The organism is Streptomyces ossamyceticus (genome assembly GCF_001418475.1).
Classification (GTDB): Bacteria; Actinomycetota; Actinomycetes; order Streptomycetales; family Streptomycetaceae; genus Streptomyces; species Streptomyces ossamyceticus.
The window spans coordinates 1-18,226 of record NZ_LIQX01000096.1 but is presented as its reverse complement, the minus strand read 5'-3'; the positions used below and the strand labels follow the sequence as shown (position 1 = coordinate 18,226).

Genomic DNA, 18,226 nt, shown 5'->3' with positions numbered 1-18,226 from the left:
AGCCGACGGTCGCCCTCGCCGAGGTCTCCACGTCACCCTGGCTCGCCGCCCTCGGCGCGCTGGTGCTCACCGCCGCCGTCTCGGGCGGTGTGCTGCACCGCGACGACCTGGCCGCCTGGCTGGCCGTGCGTCCCGGCCCGCGCTCCCTGTTCCGGGCGACCGGAACGGCCGTACGCGCCATGGCGATCGTGCTCGCCCTCTGCTCGCTCGTCGCCCTCATCACCCTCGCGTCGAGCGACGAGCTCCGGGCCGACTGGGAGGACGACGTCAATCCGCTGCTGATCGCGCTGTTCATCCTCCCCAACATCGCCGTCACCTTCCTCGGCATCTCCTGGGGCGCGTCCGTCGAGGGCGAGGCGGGCCGCTCGCGGTACGGGGACGACTCGTCGTACGGCGACGACTCGTACGGGAACGGCTCCTACGGGGGCGACTCCGGCGACTACGGCTTCGGCGGGTCCAGCCCCTACGGCGGCTTCGAACGCGAGTCGTTCGGGCTGTCCGACCTGGGCGACGCCGTCAACGACTGGGCGGTCGTGGGCGCGTTGGCGCTCGGCGCGGTCTGCGCCCTGGTCCTCGGCGTCCTGGCCGCCCGCCGGTCCTCGGGCCGGGGTGAGCAACTCCTCGCCGCCGGTGTCTTCTTCGGCCTCTTCCTCCTCCTCACCGGCGTCAGCGGCTTCGCCATGGAGGCGTCCGGCTCCGCCACGAGCAACTTCGGGGCCGACCTCTCCGCCGCCGGCCAGGTCGACGTGGGCCTCAACTTCGCCGAGGCCATGCTCTTCGGCCTGGTCTGGATCTTCGCGGCGGCGTTCCTGGCCCCCTATCTGGTGCAGATGGCCGGGGCCCGCACGGGCGTGATCGCACCCCCGTTCCCGGCGATGCCGAGCGGCCCCGCGGCCTACGGCACGATGCAGGGAGCGCCGCCGGTCCAGAGCCGGCCGACCCCGCAGAGCTATCCACCGCCGCAGAGCCAGCCGACCCCGTACAGTCAGCCGACTCCGCAGGGCCAGCCGACCTCGCAGAGCCTGCCGACCTCGCCCAGCCTGCCGACCCCGGCCAGTCTTCCGACGCCGGCCAGTCTTCCGACGCCGCAGGACCAGTCGGCGACGCATCCGGCCCAGCCTGTCGAGCCGTACGAGGTGCCGATGGTCGAGATCGGCCATCAGCTCCCGGCCGGGCCCGTCGCGAAGCCGCGCGGCCGGGCGCTGATGTGGATCCTCACCATCGCGGCGGCCTTCGTGGTCGGCGGGGGAGTGGCGGTCGCGGTCCTGTTCCTGCAGAAGTAGCGGAGGTCCGGCGCGGCGGAGGGGGCCCGCCGCGCCGCCGCGGCCCTACCGCCGCAGCGAGAACGGTGCCCCCGGTTCGTCCAACTCCCTGTGCAACCCGGGGGGAGGGCCGCCGCGCCGGGGTTCGCGCACACCCCCGCCGTCGTCGCCGAGCTCGAACCAGACGGTCACCACCGCGCCTCGAGGTACCTCGACACCCGGCGGCGGGTACTGCCGTACGACGTAGTCCACGACGGCGAGTTCGACGTCGGGCCGGTCACCGGCGGCCAGCCCGACCCCGCTCGCCGCGGCCGTCTCACGCGCGTCCACGGCCATCAGACCGACGAACCGAGGCACACGCACTTCGAATGACTTGGGTGTCAAGCGCACAGACGTTCACCCCCAGCGGTACCCGCAGGGTAGCCGCCGGGGATGTCCGTTCGGAAGCGGTGCGTGGCGATCTGCCGAAAATCGCTACTCTGCGTCACGAAACGGGGGTTGGGTGGCCCCGGAGTCCCGGTCGGCGGCTCAGAGGGCCAGCCGGTAGCAGTGGCCCACCTGCTGGGAGACGGGCGTCGTGAAGGTCTCCGCCAGCTCCATGCCCAGCCGTCGGGTGACCGCGATCGAGCGCTCGTTGCGGGCGTTGACCATGGCGACGACGTTCTGGACGCCGGCCGCCCGCACCCGCTCCAGGGTCAGCAGGGCGGCGGCCGTCACATACCCCTTGCCCCAGTGGTCGCGGGCGAGCCGCCAGCCGATCTCGATCTCGCCGGCCGGCCCCCAGGTCTGCGGCCACGGCTGGGCGCCGGTGAAGCCGATGGCCCGGCCCTCCTCGTCGAGCATGGTCCACAGGCAGAACCCGTACTCGGCGTCGTGACGACGCTGGCGTGCCGTGAGCTCCTCGTAGACGGACAGCTCGGCGGCCCGGCCGCCGTGGAACTCCATGACGTCGGGGTCGTCGAAGATCCGGTGCCACGCGAAGGCGTCCTCGTCGGTGGGGACGCGCAGCCGTACGTCGGGCAGAGCTCGGTTCACAGGGGCAGCCCTTCAGCCGGTGATCAGGTTCCGCTGAATAGACTGCCCATGTCCGATGCTTGTCGGCACCTGTTTTCTGGTCTTCCAGTGCTCCAACTACCTCTTGGGGAGAACCCGTCGTGACCGAGCCCCAGCCCCTTACCGAACACACCGCCGATGTGATCGTCGTCGGGGCCGGACCAGCCGGTTCCACCACCGCGTACTACCTGGCGAAGGCCGGGCTGGACGTGCTCCTGCTGGAGAAGACCAGCTTCCCGAGGGAGAAGGTCTGCGGCGACGGCCTCACGCCCCGCGCGACCAAGCAGCTGGTGTCCATGGGCATCGACATCTCCGAGGAGGCCGGCTGGCTCCGCAACAAGGGGCTGCGGATCATCGGTGGCGGCGTCCGCCTCCAGCTCGACTGGCCGGATCTCGCCTCGTACCCCGACTACGGACTCGTCCGCAAGCGTGACGACTTCGACGAGCAGCTCGCCCGCCAGGCCCAGAAGGCCGGCGCCCGCCTCCACGAGAACTGCAACGTGAGCGGCCCCGTCATCGACGACCGCACGGGCCGCATCATCGGCGTCAAGGCCAAGCTCGGCGACCCGGACTCGGGCGAGAAGCAGGAAGTCACCTTCCACGCGCCGCTGGTGGTGGCCGCCGACGGCAACTCCAGCCGCCTCTCCCTCGCGATGGGCCTGCACCGCCGCGAGGACCGCCCGATGGGCGTCGCCGTCCGCACGTACTTCACGTCCCCGCGCCACGACGACGACTACCTGGAGTCCTGGCTGGAGCTGTGGGACCGGCGCGGCCCGGGCGAGGACCGCCTGCTGCCCGGCTACGGCTGGATCTTCGGTATGGGCGACGGCACGTCCAACGTCGGCCTGGGCGTCCTCAACACCTCCGCCGCCTTCAAGGAGCTCGACTGGCGCGAGATCCTCAAGGCCTGGTGCGCGTCGATGCCGGAGGAGTGGGGTTACACCCCCGAGAACATGACCGGCCCGATCCGCGGCGCCGCCCTCCCCATGGCCTTCAACCGCAAGCCCCACTACACCAAGGGCCTGCTGCTCGTCGGGGACGCCGGCGGTCTCGTGAACCCGTTCAACGGCGAGGGCATCGCCTACGCCATGGAGTCCGGCCAGATCGCCGCCGACGTCATCGTCCAGGCGCACGCCCGCGCTACCCCCGGCCAGCGTGAACTCGCCCTCCAGCGCTACCCGCAGGTCCTGAAGGACACCTACGGCGGCTACTACACGCTGGGCCGGGCCTTCGTGAAGCTCATCGGCAACCCCAAGGTCATGAAGCTCGCCACGCAGCGGGGCCTCACCCACCCGATGCTGATGAAGTTCACGCTGAAGCTCCTCGCCAACCTCACCGACCCGACCGGCGGTGACGCGATGGACCGCGTCATCAACGGCCTGTCGAAGGTGGCCCCCAAGGCCTGACGGGCCGAACACGCCCCGTTCCGGGCCCCGGACGCGAAAGCCCCGGGGCCCGGAGCCTTTCGGAGCCGTTCACCGGCGCCCTGTTCACCGGGGTCCCTCCCACCGGAGTCCCGTCCACCGGTGTCCGGTTCACCGGCGTCCCTTTCGTCACGCAACGCCCGGAAGCATCACCGATTGCGGGGCCGGAGCGCCTGAAGCGTGCCGACGAGCGCTCTCGCCGCCTCGGTCCTCAGCGCACCCTCGGCCCGGACCGAACGGCCCTCCCAGGGCCCGCCACGGCCCGTACGCGGGCACGCCGGAGGGCCGCCTGCCCCAAGGGGCGGACGGCCCTTCCGTACGGCGAGCGGTCGGCGGACCGGCTCTCAGAGCACGCGCACCGCGCCCGACGCCGGGTAGCCCGACAGGTCCTGGATGACGACGCCCTTGGAGGGGTTCGCCGCGTCGAGGTACTTGCCGCCACCGAGGTAGACACCCACGTGGTAGGCGGAACCCTTGCCGCCCCAGTACAGGATGTCTCCGCGCTGGATCTGGGACAGCGGGATGTCCGTGCCCTGCATCGACTGGTCCTGCGAGACCCGCGGGAGGCTCACGCCGACCTGCTTGAACGCGGCCTGCACCAGCGACGAGCAGTCCCACGCGTTGGGCCCCGTGGCGCCCATGACGTACGCGTCGCCCAGCTGGGCCTCGAGGAAGGCGATGACCGTCTCGACGCTGCCGCTGGCCGGCGGGGCCGTCGAGGCGGAGTTCGTGGTGAGGGTCGTGCGCGTGCTGTCCCGCGAGGCGCGCTCGGCGGCCGCCTTGCGCTCGGCCTCCTCGGCGGCCTTCTTGCGGGCCTCTTCCTTCTTGGCCTTCGCCAGGTCCTTGTCGGCCTGCTTGGCCGCCGCCTCCGCGGCCGCGTCACGCTCGGCCTGCAGCTGGTAGTCGGCCGCCATCTGCTGCGTCGCGTCCGCGGACTGCGCTGCCTGCGTGGCCAGGTCGGCCGTGAGGGTGGGCAGTTCGAGGGTCTGCGTCACCGACTCCGCGGCGACGGCCTGCGCTGACGCGCCGGCCACGGCCACGGTGCTGAGGATGCCACCGGCGACTCCGGCGCGCACCGCGATCGAGGACGACGCGTTGCGGCGGGGCTTCCGGTGGCTGCGTATGTGAGCGGTGTGGGACATGGGTACAAGCGGTACCAGGGGCTCCTCCATACCTTCAAGCAACGTGTGGTGCGCCACAGTTGTTCAACGGAAGCCCCAAATTCCCTGCGCGCCCCTCTTTATTGACGGCGTAACGGGCAAAGTGGACACGGCCGGTCAAGCCCTTGATCATGCGCTTTCGCGATTACGTCCGAATTGCCCTGCGCTTACCATCGATCGCACCGAGTGGCCAAGCTCGGTGGATTTGATCTCGATGTGATGTGGCGCAGGTCACAGAGTGATCACCGGCGCGGCCGCTGCGCGCTCATGATCGCCGGCCGCGCCCGCTCGTGAACGCGTGCACGCGTCCACATTCGTCACTGCGTCTCCCTCTGATGTGTGAACGCGACCCTCTAGCAAGCGCTCCCGTCCAGCACCAATTTGCATGCAGAGGAACTCTCTTGATATGGAGACGCACCCTCTCACCTGCGACGACGATCGAAATTGTCACTTCTGGTGATCAGTCTGGCGCTTCGTGTATGAAGATCGCCGCTCATCCGACTTCATGATCCTTCGTCAGGTGGTGGAGATCACAAACTCGGTGCCGTACCCCGTGTCGCAGATCACAGACCCGCAGGCATAGGATGCGGGGCAGTTGGGCTTGTGACCTGCTTCACATGTTCGCGATCTTCGTCGGGACAGGCGGTGTTCGTGGGACAGGTGGGGCAGAGAGCCGGTCCACGCAACCGCCAGCAGTCAGTGCCGACTGAGAGGAGCGAGGAGCGGTGAACGCCTATGCGCCCATCCTCGTACTGGGAGCCCTCGGGGCAGGCTTTGCGATCTTCTCCGTGATCATGGCCACTCTGATCGGCCCGAAGCGCTACAACCGGGCCAAGCTCGAGGCCTACGAGTGCGGAATCGAGCCCACCCCCACGCCGGCCGGCGGCGGGCGTTTCCCCATCAAGTACTACCTGACGGCGATGCTCTTCATCGTCTTCGACATCGAGATCGTCTTCCTCTACCCCTGGGCCGTCACCTTCGACGCCCTGGGTGTTTTCGGGCTCGTGGAGATGCTGCTCTTCGTGCTCACCGTCTTCGTCGCCTACGCGTACGTCTGGCGTCGCGGCGGCCTGGAATGGGACTGAGGGGCCTTTAAGACCATGGGACTCGAAGAAAAACTGCCGAGCGGCTTCCTGCTGACCACCGTCGAGCAGGCCGCGGGCTGGGTGCGCAAGGCGTCCGTCTTCCCCGCCACCTTCGGCCTCGCCTGCTGCGCCATCGAGATGATGACCACGGGCGCGGGCCGCTACGACCTGGCGCGCTTCGGCATGGAGGTGTTCCGCGGCTCGCCGCGCCAGGCGGACCTGATGATCGTGGCCGGCCGGGTCAGCCAGAAGATGGCGCCGGTGCTGCGGCAGGTCTACGACCAGATGCCCAACCCGAAGTGGGTGATCTCCATGGGGGTCTGCGCGTCGTCCGGCGGCATGTTCAACAACTACGCGATCGTCCAGGGCGTCGACCACATCGTCCCTGTCGACATCTATCTCCCCGGCTGCCCGCCGCGGCCCGAGATGCTGATGGACGCGATCCTCAAGCTCCACCAGAAGATCCAGACGTCCAAGCTCGGCGTGAACGCGGAGGAAGCGGCCCGTGAGGCCGAGGAAGCCGCGCTCAAGGCGCTCCCCACCATCGAGATGAAGGGGCTGCTGCGATGAGCGCCGCGAACGGCAACGGCGGACCCAACCCCGAGAAGGACCTCTCCGCCTCCAACCTCCCCGGCCAGCGTGGCGACGGCGGCGAGGAGATCCGCGTCCAGCGCGGCATGTTCGGCGCCGACAAGGGCGGCGACACCTCCGGCTACGGCGGCCTGGTCCGCTCCATCCGGCTCCCCGGCCCGGCCACCCGCCCCTACGGCGGCTGGTTCGACGAGGTCGCCGACGAGCTGGAGGGCGCCCTGGAGGAACAGGGCCTCGTCCCCGAGAACGTGATCGACAGGACCGTCGTCGACCGCGGGGAGATCACCTTCCACATCGAGCGCGAGTTCCTGCCGGCCGTCGCCCGCACCCTCCGAGACGACCCGGCCCTGCGCTTCGAACTGTGCACGGGCGTGAGCGGCGTCCACTACCCGGGCGACAAGGGCCGCGAACTGCACGCCGTCTACCACCTGCGGTCGATCACCCACAACCGGCTGATCCGCCTGGAGGTCTCCGCCCCCGACGCCGACCCGCACATCCCGTCGCTCGTCGCCGTCTACCCGACGAACGACTGGCACGAGCGCGAGACGTACGACTTCTACGGCATCGTCTTCGACGGCCACCCCGCGCTGACGCGGATCATGATGCCGGACGACTGGCAGGGCTTCCCGCAGCGCAAGGACTATCCCCTCGGCGGCATCCCCGTCGAGTACAAGGGCGCCCAGATCCCGGCTCCGGACCAGCGGAGGTCGTACTCATGAGCACGCAGCACGCATCGGCCGAGTCCGCCGCCTCGGCGCGCGAGACCACCGAGGGCACCGTCTACACGGTCACCGGCGGCGACTGGGACGAGGTCGCCGAGACCGCGGCGAGGTCCGACGACGAGCGCATCATCGTCAACATGGGCCCCCAGCACCCGTCCACCCACGGTGTGCTCCGGCTCATCCTGGAGATCGACGGCGAGACCGTCACCGAGGCCCGCTGCGGCATCGGCTACCTCCACACCGGCATCGAGAAGAACCTCGAGTACCGCACGTGGACGCAGGGCACCACGTTCGTGACGCGCATGGACTACCTGACGCCGTTCTTCAACGAGACGGCGTACTGCCTCGCGGTCGAGAAGCTCCTCGGCATCGAGGACCAGATCCCGGACCGCGCCACGATCATCCGCGTGCTCCTGATGGAGCTGAACCGGCTCTCCTCCCACCTGGTGTGCATCGCCACCGGCGGCATGGAGCTGGGCGCCACCACGATCATGATCTACGGCTTTCGTGATCGTGAACTCATTCTCGACATCTACGAGCTCATCACCGGCCTGCGCATGAACCACGCGTACATCCGGCCCGGCGGACTCGCCCAGGACCTGCCGCCCGGCGCGGTGGACCAGATCCGCGAGTTCGTGAAGAAGATGGACAAGAACCTCCCCGAGTACGACAAGCTCGCCACCGGGAACCCCATCTTCAAGGCCCGTATGCAGGACGTCGGCTACCTCGACCTGGCCGGCTGCATGGCCCTCGGCGCCACCGGCCCGATCCTGCGCTCCGCCGGCCTCCCGCACGACCTGCGCAAGGCCCAGCCGTACTGCGGCTACGAGACGTACGACTTCGACGTCCCGACCGCCGACACCTGCGACTCCTACGGCCGCTTCCTGATCCGGCTGGAGGAGATGCGCCAGTCGCTCAGGATCGTCGAGCAGTGCCTGGACCGGTTGCAGCCGGGACCGGTCATGGTCGAGGACAAGAAGATCGCCTGGCCCGCCCAGCTCGCCCTCGGACCGGACGGACTCGGCAACTCCCTGGACCACATCAAGAAGATCATGGGCACCTCCATGGAGGCCCTGATCCACCACTTCAAGCTGGTGACCGAAGGCTTCCGCGTGCCGCCGGGACAGGCGTACGCGGCGGTCGAGTCACCCAAGGGCGAACTCGGGGTGCACGTCGTGTCCGACGGAGGCACCCGCCCCTTCCGGGTCCACTTCCGCGACCCGTCCTTCACCAACCTGCAGACCATGGCGGCGATGTGCGAGGGCGGCCAGGTCGCCGACGTCATCGTCGCCGTCGCGTCCATCGACCCCGTGATGGGAGGCGTCGACCGGTGACCACCACCCCTGACGGCGTCAGCCTGGGCATGCCCCAGCTGCCCGCGCCCGACTACCCGGACGACGTTCGAGCCCGGCTGGAGCGGGACGCGGCCGAGGTCGTCGCCCGCTACCCCGACTCCCGGTCCGCCCTGCTGCCGTTGCTGCACCTCGTGCAGTCCGAGGAGGGCCACGTCACGCGCACCGGCATGCGGTTCTGCGCCGAGGTGCTGGGCCTGACCACGGCCGAGGTCACCGCGGTCGCCACCTTCTACACCATGTACCGGCGCAGGCCGAGCGGTGACTACCAGGTCGGCGTCTGCACCAACACCCTGTGCGCGGTGATGGGCGGCGACGCGATCTTCGAGGCGCTCCAGGAGCACCTGAGCGTCGGCAACGGCGAGACCACCGACGACGGCAAGGTCACCCTGGAGCACATCGAGTGCAACGCGGCCTGCGACTTCGCACCGGTCGTGATGGTCAACTGGGAGTTCTTCGACAACCAGACCGTCGACAGCGCCAAGCGGCTCGTGGACGACCTGCGGGGCGGCGTACAGGTCGAGCCCACGCGCGGGGCGCCGCTGTGCACCTTCAAGGAGACCGCGCGGATCCTCGCCGGCTTCCCCGACGAGCGGCCCGGGGCCGTCGAGGCGACCGGCGGCGCCGGACCCGCCTCCCTGGTGGGCCTCCGCCTGGCCAAGGGCGAGGCCGGAACCGCGCGCGTGGTCCACCCACGGGACGGCGGCCCGCACGACGAGCCGCAGGACACGGTGCACGAGCCGTCACCGGGCGAGCACCTCAGCTCGCACGACGCGCCGCAGGAGACATCGGCCTCCGACCCAGCCCACCCGGCAGGGCCCACCGCCGAGGAGGGGGAGTGATGACGTTGGCACCCGAGATCAAGGGCACCAGCCCCGAGAAGCTGCTCGCACCCGTGCTGTCGGCCTTCTGGGACGAGGACAGGTCCTGGACGCTGGACGTCTACCGGCGGCACGACGGGTACGAGGGACTCCGCAAGGCGCTCGCCATGACGCCGGACGACCTCATCGCGTACGTCAAGGAATCCGGTCTGCGCGGTCGCGGCGGCGCCGGCTTCCCCACCGGGATGAAATGGCAGTTCATTCCGCAGGGGGACGGAAAGCCGCACTATCTCGTCGTCAACGCCGACGAGTCGGAGCCCGGCACCTGCAAGGACATCCCGCTCCTCTTCGCGAACCCGCACAGCCTCATCGAGGGCATGATCATCGCGTGCTACGCGATCCGGTCGTCGCACGCCTTCATCTATCTGCGGGGTGAAGTCGTCCCCGTACTGCGGCGGTTGCACGAGGCCGTACGCGAGGCCTACGAGGCCGGCTACCTCGGCGAGAACATCCTGGGCAGCGGACTCGACCTCGACATCACCGTGCACGCGGGCGCCGGCGCGTACATCTGCGGTGAGGAGACCGCGCTGCTCGACTCGCTCGAAGGCCGCCGTGGTCAACCGCGACTGCGTCCCCCCTTCCCTGCCGTGGAAGGCCTCTACGCCTGTCCCACTGTCGTGAACAACGTCGAGTCGATCGCGTCGGTTCCCGCCATCCTGCACCGGGGCAAGGAATGGTTCCGCTCGATGGGCAGCGAGAAGTCCCCCGGCTTCACGCTCTACTCCCTCAGCGGCCACGTCGCCAGCCCCGGCCAGTACGAGGCCCCGCTCGGCGTCACCCTGCGCCAGCTGCTGGAGATGAGCGGCGGCATGCGCCCCGGCCACCGCCTCAAGTTCTGGACACCGGGCGGCTCCTCGACCCCGATGTTCACCGACGAGCACCTCGACGTCCCCCTCGACTACGAAGGAGTGGGCGCCGCGGGCTCCATGCTCGGCACCAAGGCGCTCCAGTGCTTCGACGAGACCACCTGCGTCGTCCGGGCCGTCACCCGCTGGACCGAGTTCTACGCCCACGAGTCCTGCGGCAAGTGCACCCCCTGCCGCGAGGGCACGTACTGGCTCGTCCAGCTGCTGCGCGACATCGAGGCCGGCAAGGGCGTCATGAGCGACCTCGACAAGCTCAACGACATCGCCGACAACATCAACGGCAAGTCGTTCTGCGCCCTCGGCGACGGCGCCGCCTCACCGATCTTCTCCTCCCTGAAGTACTTCCGCGAGGAGTACGAGGACCACATCACGGGCCGGGGCTGCCCCTTCGACCCCGCCAGGTCGACCGTCTGGGCCGACAAGGACAAGCACGCGGAGGTGAACGCATGACTGTGACCACCAGCGCTCCCTCCGGAGGGGGAGAGGCGGCGGTCCCGCCGGAAGACCTCGTCTCGCTGACCATCGACGGCGTCGACATCAGCGTGCCCAAGGGCACCCTGGTCATCCGGGCCGCCGAACAGCTCGGCATCGAGATCCCCCGCTTCTGCGACCACCCCCTCCTCGACCCCGCGGGCGCCTGCCGCCAGTGCATCGTCGAGGTCGAGGGCCAGCGCAAGCCCATGGCCTCCTGCACGATCACCTGTACGGACGGGATGGTCGTCCGGACTCAACTCACCTCCCCGGTCGCCGAGAAGGCACAGAAGGGGGTGATGGAGCTCCTCCTCATCAACCACCCCCTGGACTGCCCCGTCTGCGACAAGGGCGGCGAGTGCCCCCTGCAGAACCAGGCCATGTCGCACGGCCAGTCCGAATCCCGCTTCGAGGGCCGCAAGCGCACCTACGAGAAGCCCGTACCGATCTCCGCGCAGGTGCTCCTCGACCGCGAGCGGTGCGTGCTGTGCGCCCGCTGCACCCGTTTCTCCAACCAGGTCGCCGGCGACCCGATGATCGAACTGCTGGAACGGGGCGCGCTCCAGCAGGTCGGCACCGGCGAGGGCGACCCGTTCGAGTCGTACTTCTCCGGCAACACCATCCAGATCTGCCCGGTCGGCGCGCTGACCTCGGCGGCGTACCGATTCCGCTCCCGGCCCTTCGACCTCGTCTCCTCGCCGTCCGTGTGCGAGCACTGCTCCGGTGGCTGCGCCACCCGCACCGACCACCGGCGCGGCAAGGTCATGCGGCGGCTCGCCGCCGACGACCCCCAGGTCAACGAGGAGTGGATCTGCGACAAGGGCCGCTTCGGGTTCCGCTACGCGCAGCGCCCCGACCGGCTGACCACCCCCCTCGTCCGCAACGAGCAGGGCGTCCTGGAACCGGCGTCCTGGCCGGAGGCCCTGGAGGCCGCCGCCCAGGGGCTGCTCGCCGCGCGCGGCAGGGCCGGTGTCCTGACCGGCGGCCGGCTCACCGTCGAGGACGCCTACGCGTACAGCAAGTTCGCGCGCGTGGCGCTCGACACCAACGACATCGACTTCCGCGCGCGCGTGCACAGCGGCGAGGAGGCCGACTTCCTGGCCGCCCGGGTCGCCGGCCGCGGCCACGACCTCGACGGCAAGGGCGTCACCTACGCCGCCCTGGAGAAGGCACCCGCCGTCCTCCTGGTCGGGTTCGAGGCCGAGGAGGAGGCACCCGGTGTCTTCCTGAGGCTCCGCAAGGCCTGGCGCAAGCACAAGATGCGGGTGTTCTCGCTCGCCACGCACGCCACCCGGGGTCTGGAGAAGGCCGGCGGGACGCTGCTGCCCGCCGCGCCCGGCACCGAGACCGAGTGGCTGGACGCCCTCGCGAGCGGCGCCGGACTCGAAGGGGACGGCACCGAGGCCGCCACGGCGCTGCGCACCGAGGGCGCCGTCATCGTCGTCGGCGAGCGGCTCGGCGGTGTGGCCGGCGGACTCACCGCCGCCGTACGGGCCGCCGCTCTCACCGGCGCCCGGCTGGTGTGGATCCCCCGCCGGGCCGGGGAGCGCGGTGCCATCGAGGCCGGCGCGCTGCCGTCGCTGCTGCCGGGCGGACGCCCGGCCACCGACCCCCGCGCGCGTGACGAGATCGCCTCCGCCTGGGGCGTCGCCCAGCTCCCGCTGCGCTACGGCCGCGACACCGGGCAGATCGTCGAGGCCGCCGCCACCGGAGAGCTCGGGGCCCTGGTGGTGGCCGGTGTCGAGGTCGCCGACCTGCCCGACCCGGCACGCGCGCGTGAGGCGCTCGCCGCGGTGGGCTTCCTGGTCTCCCTGGAACTGCGGCCCAGCGAGGTCACCGACCACGCCGACGTCGTCCTCCCGGTCGCCGCCGTCGCCGAGAAGGCGGGCAGCTTCATCAACTGGGAAGGCAGGGTCCGGCCGTTCGAGGCCGCGCTCAAGCCCGACCAGATGACCCGCCGTCTGGCACCCACCGACGGGCGGGTGCTGCAGATGCTCGCCGACGCGATGGACGTCCACCTCGGACTGCCCGACCTGCGCACCACGCGCGCGGAGCTGGACCGGCTCGGCGCCTGGGACGGTCCGCGGGCCACCGAGCCCGTGGAGATCGCCGCCGGGCTGCCCCGGCCCGCCGCGGGGGAGGCCGTCCTCGCCGGACACCGGCTGCTGCTCGACCAGGGCCGCCTCCAGGACGGCGACGAGGCGCTCGCCGGCACCCGGCACGCCGCGCACGCGCGCCTGTCCGCCGCGACGGCCGCCGAGGCAGGCGTCAAGAACGGTGACCTGCTGGCGGTCACCGGGCCCGAGGGCGTCGTCGCACTCCCGCTGGAGATCACCGACATGCCCGACCGCGTCGTCTGGCTGCCGCTGAACTCCGCCGGCTCGGGCGTCGCCTCCGACACCGGGGCGCTGCCCGGCGCACTCGTCCGCATCGGCCCCGCGACGCTCGCCGCCGAGGCCCCCGAGGAGGTGGAGGCATGAGCGCGTACTACCTCGCCGCTGAAGACCTCTCGATGTTCGGCCGCGACCCCTGGTGGCTGGTCGTCATCAAGGCCGTGTTCTGCTTCGCCTTCCTGATGATCACCGTGCTGTTCTCCATCGTGTGGGAGCGCAAGGTCGTCGCCTGGATGCAGCTGCGCATCGGCCCCAACCGGCACGGCCCCTGGGGCATGCTCCAGTCGCTCGCCGACGGCATCAAGCTGATGCTCAAGGAAGACGTCATCGTCAAACGCGCGGACAAGGTCGTCTACGTCCTCGCGCCGATCGTCGCGGCCATCCCGGCCTTCATGGCGATCGCGGTGATCCCCTTCGGCCCCGCGGGCAACGAGATCTCGATCCTCGGCCAGCGCACCACGATGCAGCTCACCGACCTGCCGATCGCGATGCTCTACGTCCTCGCGGTCGCCTCGGTCGGCATCTACGGCATCGTCCTGGCGGGCTGGAGCTCCGGATCCACCTACCCGCTGCTGGGCGGCCTGCGGTCCTGCGCGCAGATGATCTCCTACGAGATCGCCATGGGTGCCGCGTTCGCCTCGGTGTTCCTCTACTCCGGGTCGATGTCGACATCGGCGATCGTCGAGGCCCAGCAGGACCGCTGGTACATCGTGCTGCTGCCGGTCTCGTTCGTGATCTACATCGTGACCATGGTCGGCGAGACCAACCGCGCCCCGTTCGACATGCCGGAGTCCGAGGGCGACCTGGTCGGCGGCTTCAACACCGAGTACTCGTCGATCAAGTTCGCGATGTTCATGCTCGCCGAGTACGTGAACATGGTGACGGTCTCGGCGGTGTCGGTGACCCTCTTCCTCGGCGGCTGGCGGGCCCCCTGGCCCATCAGCACCTTCTGGGAGGGCGCCAACCACGGCTGGTGGCCGATGCTCTGGTTCGTGGTGAAGGTGCAACTGCTGCTGTTCTTCTTCATCTGGCTGCGCGGCACACTCCCACGCGTCCGCTACGACCAGCTGATGAAGCTCGGCTGGAAGGTCCTCCTGCCGGTCTCCGTGGTCTGGCTGATGCTGGTGGCGACCGTGCGGACCCTGCGCAACGAGAACTACGACTTCGCCCAGATCGCGCTGTACGTCGCCGGTGCCGTCGTCGTCCTGTTCCTGCTGTCGTTCGTCGCGGACATCTTCCGCGACAAGCGCGAGAGCCAGGACCGGCCCGCCGAACCGGCCGCCTTCGACCCGATGGCCGGCGGATACCCCGTACCGCCCCTGCCCGGACAGATCCTCCCGCCGGTGCCGCGCAGGCGTCCGCGCCGCGAGCGGGAGCTGATTGTCAGTGGTGGGTCCGATACTGACAGTGACGGATCTTCGAATGGGAGGGAGGCGTCCGATGGCTGATGAGCCCAAGGAGACCAAGCCGGGTTTCCAGAACCCCGTCGCCGGCTTCGGCGTGACCTTCAAGGCCATGTTCAAGAAGCGGCTGACCGAGCAGTACCCGGAACAGGAGAAGACCACCGCCCCGCGGTTCCACGGCCGGCACCAGCTCAACCGCCATCCGGACGGCCTGGAGAAGTGCGTGGGCTGCGAGCTGTGCGCCTGGGCCTGTCCCGCCGACGCGATCTACGTGGAGGGCGCGGACAACACGGACGAGGAGCGCTACTCGCCGGGCGAGCGGTACGGCCGCGTCTACCAGATCAACTACGCCCGCTGCATCCTGTGCGGCCTGTGCATCGAGGCGTGCCCCACCCGCGCGCTCACGATGACCAACGAGTTCGAGCTGGCGGACTCCAGCCGCGCCAACCTCATCTACACCAAGGAGCAGCTGCTCGCCGGGCTCGACGACGGCATGGTCGACACGCCGCACGCCATCTACCCGGGCACCGACGAGCAGGACTACTACCGGGGCCTGGTCACCGAGGCCGCGCCCGGTACCGAGCAGCAGGTCGCCCTCTCCAAGGGAGAGGTGCCGCAGGAGGGTGCCTCCACCCTCGGTGAGGACGAGCCCGCGTCGGAGAAGGCGGTCGGCCGATGACGCAGCAACTCGCGGCCTACACGACCTCCACCGGTGAGGCCTTCCAGTTCTGGGTGCTCGGCACGATCGCCGTGATCGGCGCCCTGTGCACCGTCTTCATGAAGAAGGCCGTGCACAGTGCGCTCTGCCTGGCCGGCACCATGATCATCCTGGCGGTGTTCTACCTCGCCAACGGCGCCTACTTCCTGGGCATCGTGCAGATCGTCGTCTACACCGGCGCGATCATGATGCTGTTCCTGTTCGTGGTGATGCTCGTCGGCGTCACCGCGGCGGACTCCCTGAAGGAGACCATCAAGGGACAGCGCTGGCTGGCCCTGCTGTGCGGCCTCGGCTTCGGCATCCTGCTCGTCGCGGGCATCGGCAACGCGGCGCTCACCGAGTTCAACGGCCTCGGCCAGGCGAACTCCGGGGGCAACGTGGAGGGCCTCGCCGCCCTCATCTTCACCGACTACGTGTTCGCCTTCGAGCTCACCGGCGCCCTGCTGATCACGGCCGCCGTCGGCGCCATGGTGCTCACCCACCGCGAGCGCACCGAGCGCGCCAAGACCCAGCGGGAACTGGCCGAGCAGCGCGTCCGCGAGGGCAAGCACCTCCCGCCGCTGCCGGCCCCCGGCGTCTACGCCCGGCACAACGCGGTCGACATCGCGGGCCTGCTGCCCGACGGCACCCCGTCCGAGCTGACCGTCAGCAAGACACTGCGGGACCGCGGTCAGGTCCGCGACGTGTCGACCGAGGCGCTGAACGACCTCAAGGCCCTGGAGCAGCGCGCCGAGGACCGCCTGGAGCGCACCAACAGCGGCAAGAGCGGGGAGGCATCGAAGTGAATCCCGTCAACTACCTGTATCTCGCCGCCCTGCTGTTCACGATCGGCGCCACCGGCGTCCTGATCAGGCGGAACGCGATCGTGGTGTTCATGTGCGTCGAGCTGATGCTCAACGCCTGCAACCTCGCCCTCGTCGCGTTCTCCCGTATGCACGGCAATCTCGACGGCCAGATCATCGCCTTCTTCACGATGGTCGTCGCCGCCGCGGAGGTCGTGGTCGGACTCGCGATCATCGTGTCGCTGTTCCGTTCCCGCCACTCGGCCTCGGTCGACGACGCCAGCCTGATGAAGCTGTAAGGGGTCGGAAGAATCGTGGAGAACCTGATTGCGCTGCTGATCGCGGCGCCTCTGCTCGGAGCCGCCGTCCTGCTGTGCGGCGGCCGGCGCCTCGACGCCGTCGGCCACTGGATCGGCACGGTCCTCGCGGCCGCCTCGTTCGTCGTCGGTGTCGTCCTCTTCGCCGACATGCTCGGCAAGGACCCCGAGAACCGTGCGATGCACCAGTTCCTGTTCAGCTGGATCCCCGTCGGGGGCTTCCAGGCGGACGTCGCCTTCCAACTCGACCAGCTGTCGATGACGTTCGTGCTGCTGATCACCGGAGTCGGCTCGCTCATCCACGTCTACTCCATCGGCTACATGGAGCACGACGAGCGCCGACGCCGCTTCTTCGGCTACCTGAACCTGTTCCTCGCGGCGATGCTGCTGCTCGTCCTCGCCGACAACTACCTGCTGCTGTACGTCGGCTGGGAGGGCGTCGGTCTCGCCTCCTACCTCCTCATCGGCTTCTGGCAGCACAAGCCCAGCGCCGCCACCGCCGCGAAGAAGGCCTTCCTGGTCAACCGCGTCGGCGACGTCGGTCTGTCCATCGCCATCATGCTGATGTTCACCACCTTCGGGACGTTCGCCTTCGGGCCGGTCCTGGAGGCCACCGGTGAAGCGACCGAGGGCAAGCTCACCGCCATCGCCCTGATGCTGCTGCTCGCCGCGTGCGGCAAGTCCGCCCAGGTGCCGCTGCAGTCCTGGCTCGGGGACGCGATGGAGGGCCCGACCCCGGTCTCGGCCCTCATCCACGCCGCGACCATGGTCACCGCCGGCGTCTATCTGATCGTCCGCTCCGCCGACATCTTCAACGCCGCCCCGGACGCCCAGCTGGTGACCACCGTGGTCGGCGCGGTCACGCTGATGTTCGGTGCGATCGTCGGTTGCGCGAAGGACGACATCAAGAAGGCCCTCGCCGGCTCGACCATGTCGCAGATCGGCTACATGGTGCTCGCCGCGGGCCTCGGCCCCATCGGCTACGTCTTCGCGATCATGCACCTGGTGACGCACGGCTTCTTCAAGGCCGGGCTGTTCCTCGGCGCCGGCTCGGTCATGCACGGCATGAACGACGAGGTCGACATGCGCAGGTACGGCGGCCTGCGCAAGTACATGCCGATCACGTTCATCACGTTCGGCCTCGGCTACCTCGCCATCATCGGCTTCCCCGGCCTGTCCGGCTTCTTCTCCAAGGACAAGATCATCGAGGCGGCGTTCGCCAAGGGCGGCACCGAGGGCTGGATCCTCGGCGGCGTGGCCCTGCTGGGCGCGGCCATCACCGCGTTCTACATGACCCGCGTGATGCTGATGACGTTCTTCGGCGAGGAGCGCTGGCGCAACCGGCCGACCGCCTCCCCGGCGGAACCGGACGTGGAGCCCGCCGCCGAACACCACGGCGCACACGCGGAACCGCACCCGCACGAGTCGCCCAAGGTCATGACGATCCCGATGATCGTGCTGGCCGTCGGATCGGTCTTCGCGGGCGGGTTCTTCAGCATCGGCGACCGGTTCATCCACTGGCTGGAGCCCGTCACCGGCCACGCGCACGGACACCCGCCGATCGGCGCCGCGGCGGTCACCGCCTCCACGGTCGCCGTGATGGTCATCGGGGTCGGCCTCGCCTGGCTCCAGTACGGGCGCCGCCCCGTCCCGGTCGTCGCGCCGCGCGGATCGCTGCTCACCCGGGCCGCCCGCCGCGACCTCTACCAGGACGACTTCAACCACGTGGTCCTGGTCCGCGGCGGG

Annotated in this window: 17 protein-coding genes; 14 read left to right on the top strand and 3 right to left on the bottom strand. The window is 69.8% G+C overall.

Annotated features, from left to right (window positions below; all coding sequences use genetic code 11):
* Nucleotides 1-1,283 (top strand): cation:proton antiporter (locus AOK15_RS09095; RefSeq protein ID WP_055514635.1); only part of this gene is annotated, 1,283 nt, incomplete at its 5' end.
* A gap of 45 nt (nt 1,284-1,328) precedes the next feature.
* On the opposite strand, the gene AOK15_RS09090 is transcribed toward AOK15_RS09095, so the two are convergent.
* Entirely contained in the window at nt 1,329-1,652 is a 324-nt protein-coding gene (locus AOK15_RS09090) for a PASTA domain-containing protein (protein ID WP_055514634.1), read from the bottom strand.
* 138 nt (nt 1,653-1,790) lie between these two features.
* Nucleotides 1,791-2,297, bottom strand: coding sequence for a GNAT family N-acetyltransferase (locus AOK15_RS09085; RefSeq protein ID WP_055514632.1), 507 nt, complete (start codon nt 2,295-2,297; stop codon nt 1,791-1,793).
* 119 nt (nt 2,298-2,416) lie between these two features.
* Between AOK15_RS09085 and AOK15_RS09080 the strand changes: the two genes are divergently transcribed.
* Entirely contained in the window at nt 2,417-3,721 is a 1,305-nt protein-coding gene (locus AOK15_RS09080; RefSeq protein ID WP_055514630.1) for a geranylgeranyl reductase family protein, read from the top strand.
* 362 nt (nt 3,722-4,083) lie between these two features.
* Here AOK15_RS09080 and AOK15_RS09075 read toward each other — a convergent pair whose 3' ends face one another.
* Nucleotides 4,084-4,911, bottom strand: coding sequence for a C40 family peptidase (locus tag AOK15_RS09075; RefSeq protein WP_055514628.1), 828 nt, complete (start codon nt 4,909-4,911; stop codon nt 4,084-4,086).
* 713 nt (nt 4,912-5,624) lie between these two features.
* Between AOK15_RS09075 and AOK15_RS09070 the strand changes: the two genes are divergently transcribed.
* The 12 genes from AOK15_RS09070 to nuoL all read left to right on the top strand — a co-directional run.
* The gene (locus tag AOK15_RS09070; RefSeq protein WP_009310323.1) at nt 5,625-5,984 is read left to right on the top strand and encodes an NADH-quinone oxidoreductase subunit A; all 360 of its coding nucleotides are present in this window, start codon (nt 5,625-5,627) and stop codon (nt 5,982-5,984) included.
* 15 nt (nt 5,985-5,999) lie between these two features.
* The gene (locus AOK15_RS09065) at nt 6,000-6,554 is read left to right on the top strand and encodes a NuoB/complex I 20 kDa subunit family protein (protein WP_003998928.1); all 555 of its coding nucleotides are present in this window, start codon (nt 6,000-6,002) and stop codon (nt 6,552-6,554) included.
* Nucleotides 6,551-7,294 (top strand): NADH-quinone oxidoreductase subunit C, encoded by a 744-nt coding sequence (locus AOK15_RS09060; protein ID WP_055514626.1) that lies wholly within the window; start codon nt 6,551-6,553, stop codon nt 7,292-7,294. Before AOK15_RS09065 ends, AOK15_RS09060 begins: the two co-directional genes overlap by 4 nt.
* Nucleotides 7,291-8,631: an NADH-quinone oxidoreductase subunit D gene (locus AOK15_RS09055; protein WP_055514624.1), complete on the top strand. Its 1,341-nt coding sequence runs from the start codon at nt 7,291-7,293 to the stop codon at nt 8,629-8,631. The genes AOK15_RS09060 and AOK15_RS09055 overlap by 4 nt, the downstream gene beginning before the upstream one ends.
* A 29-nt stretch (nt 8,632-8,660) precedes the next feature.
* The gene (gene nuoE / locus AOK15_RS09050) at nt 8,661-9,491 is read left to right on the top strand and encodes an NADH-quinone oxidoreductase subunit NuoE (protein WP_420876880.1); all 831 of its coding nucleotides are present in this window, start codon (nt 8,661-8,663) and stop codon (nt 9,489-9,491) included.
* Nucleotides 9,491-10,846, top strand: coding sequence for an NADH-quinone oxidoreductase subunit NuoF (nuoF, locus tag AOK15_RS09045; protein ID WP_055514621.1), 1,356 nt, complete (start codon nt 9,491-9,493; stop codon nt 10,844-10,846). The genes nuoE and nuoF overlap by 1 nt, the downstream gene beginning before the upstream one ends.
* Nucleotides 10,843-13,347: an NADH-quinone oxidoreductase subunit G gene (locus AOK15_RS09040; protein ID WP_055514619.1), complete on the top strand. Its 2,505-nt coding sequence runs from the start codon at nt 10,843-10,845 to the stop codon at nt 13,345-13,347. Before nuoF ends, AOK15_RS09040 begins: the two co-directional genes overlap by 4 nt.
* Nucleotides 13,344-14,708 carry an NADH-quinone oxidoreductase subunit NuoH gene (gene nuoH, locus AOK15_RS09035; protein WP_055514617.1) on the top strand — a complete coding sequence of 455 codons (1,365 nt, stop codon included), beginning with the start codon at nt 13,344-13,346 and terminating at the stop codon, nt 14,706-14,708. The genes AOK15_RS09040 and nuoH overlap by 4 nt, the downstream gene beginning before the upstream one ends.
* Nucleotides 14,701-15,342, top strand: a complete 642-nt coding sequence (nuoI, locus tag AOK15_RS09030) for an NADH-quinone oxidoreductase subunit NuoI (RefSeq protein ID WP_055514615.1) — start codon at nt 14,701-14,703, stop codon at nt 15,340-15,342. Before nuoH ends, nuoI begins: the two co-directional genes overlap by 8 nt.
* The gene (locus AOK15_RS09025) at nt 15,339-16,166 is read left to right on the top strand and encodes an NADH-quinone oxidoreductase subunit J (RefSeq protein WP_055514613.1); all 828 of its coding nucleotides are present in this window, start codon (nt 15,339-15,341) and stop codon (nt 16,164-16,166) included. The genes nuoI and AOK15_RS09025 overlap by 4 nt, the downstream gene beginning before the upstream one ends.
* Complete coding sequence (gene nuoK, locus AOK15_RS09020) at nt 16,163-16,462, top strand: NADH-quinone oxidoreductase subunit NuoK (protein WP_009310327.1); 300 nt, start codon at nt 16,163-16,165, stop codon at nt 16,460-16,462. The genes AOK15_RS09025 and nuoK overlap by 4 nt, the downstream gene beginning before the upstream one ends.
* 15 nt (nt 16,463-16,477) lie before the next feature.
* Nucleotides 16,478-18,226 (top strand): NADH-quinone oxidoreductase subunit L (gene nuoL, locus AOK15_RS09015; RefSeq protein WP_055514610.1); only part of this gene is annotated, 1,749 nt, incomplete at its 3' end.

Bases quoted from the DNA above. Each gene is read 5' to 3' on its own strand.
- nuoH (WP_055514617.1), top strand. From the start codon at position 13,344: ATGAGCGCGTACTACCTCGCCGCTGAAGACCTCTCGATGTTCGGCCGC.
- AOK15_RS09055 (WP_055514624.1), top strand. From the start codon at position 7,291: ATGAGCACGCAGCACGCATCGGCCGAGTCCGCCGCCTCGGCGCGCGAG.
- AOK15_RS09060 (WP_055514626.1), top strand. From the start codon at position 6,551: ATGAGCGCCGCGAACGGCAACGGCGGACCCAACCCCGAGAAGGACCTC.
- AOK15_RS09025 (WP_055514613.1), top strand. From the start codon at position 15,339: ATGACGCAGCAACTCGCGGCCTACACGACCTCCACCGGTGAGGCCTTC.
- nuoI (WP_055514615.1), top strand. From the start codon at position 14,701: ATGGCTGATGAGCCCAAGGAGACCAAGCCGGGTTTCCAGAACCCCGTC.
- nuoF (WP_055514621.1), top strand. From the start codon at position 9,491: ATGACGTTGGCACCCGAGATCAAGGGCACCAGCCCCGAGAAGCTGCTC.
- AOK15_RS09065 (WP_003998928.1), top strand. From the start codon at position 6,000: ATGGGACTCGAAGAAAAACTGCCGAGCGGCTTCCTGCTGACCACCGTC.
- AOK15_RS09075 (WP_055514628.1), bottom strand. From the start codon at position 4,911: ATGGAGGAGCCCCTGGTACCGCTTGTACCCATGTCCCACACCGCTCAC.
- nuoE (WP_420876880.1), top strand. From the start codon at position 8,661: ATGCCCCAGCTGCCCGCGCCCGACTACCCGGACGACGTTCGAGCCCGG.
- AOK15_RS09040 (WP_055514619.1), top strand. From the start codon at position 10,843: ATGACTGTGACCACCAGCGCTCCCTCCGGAGGGGGAGAGGCGGCGGTC.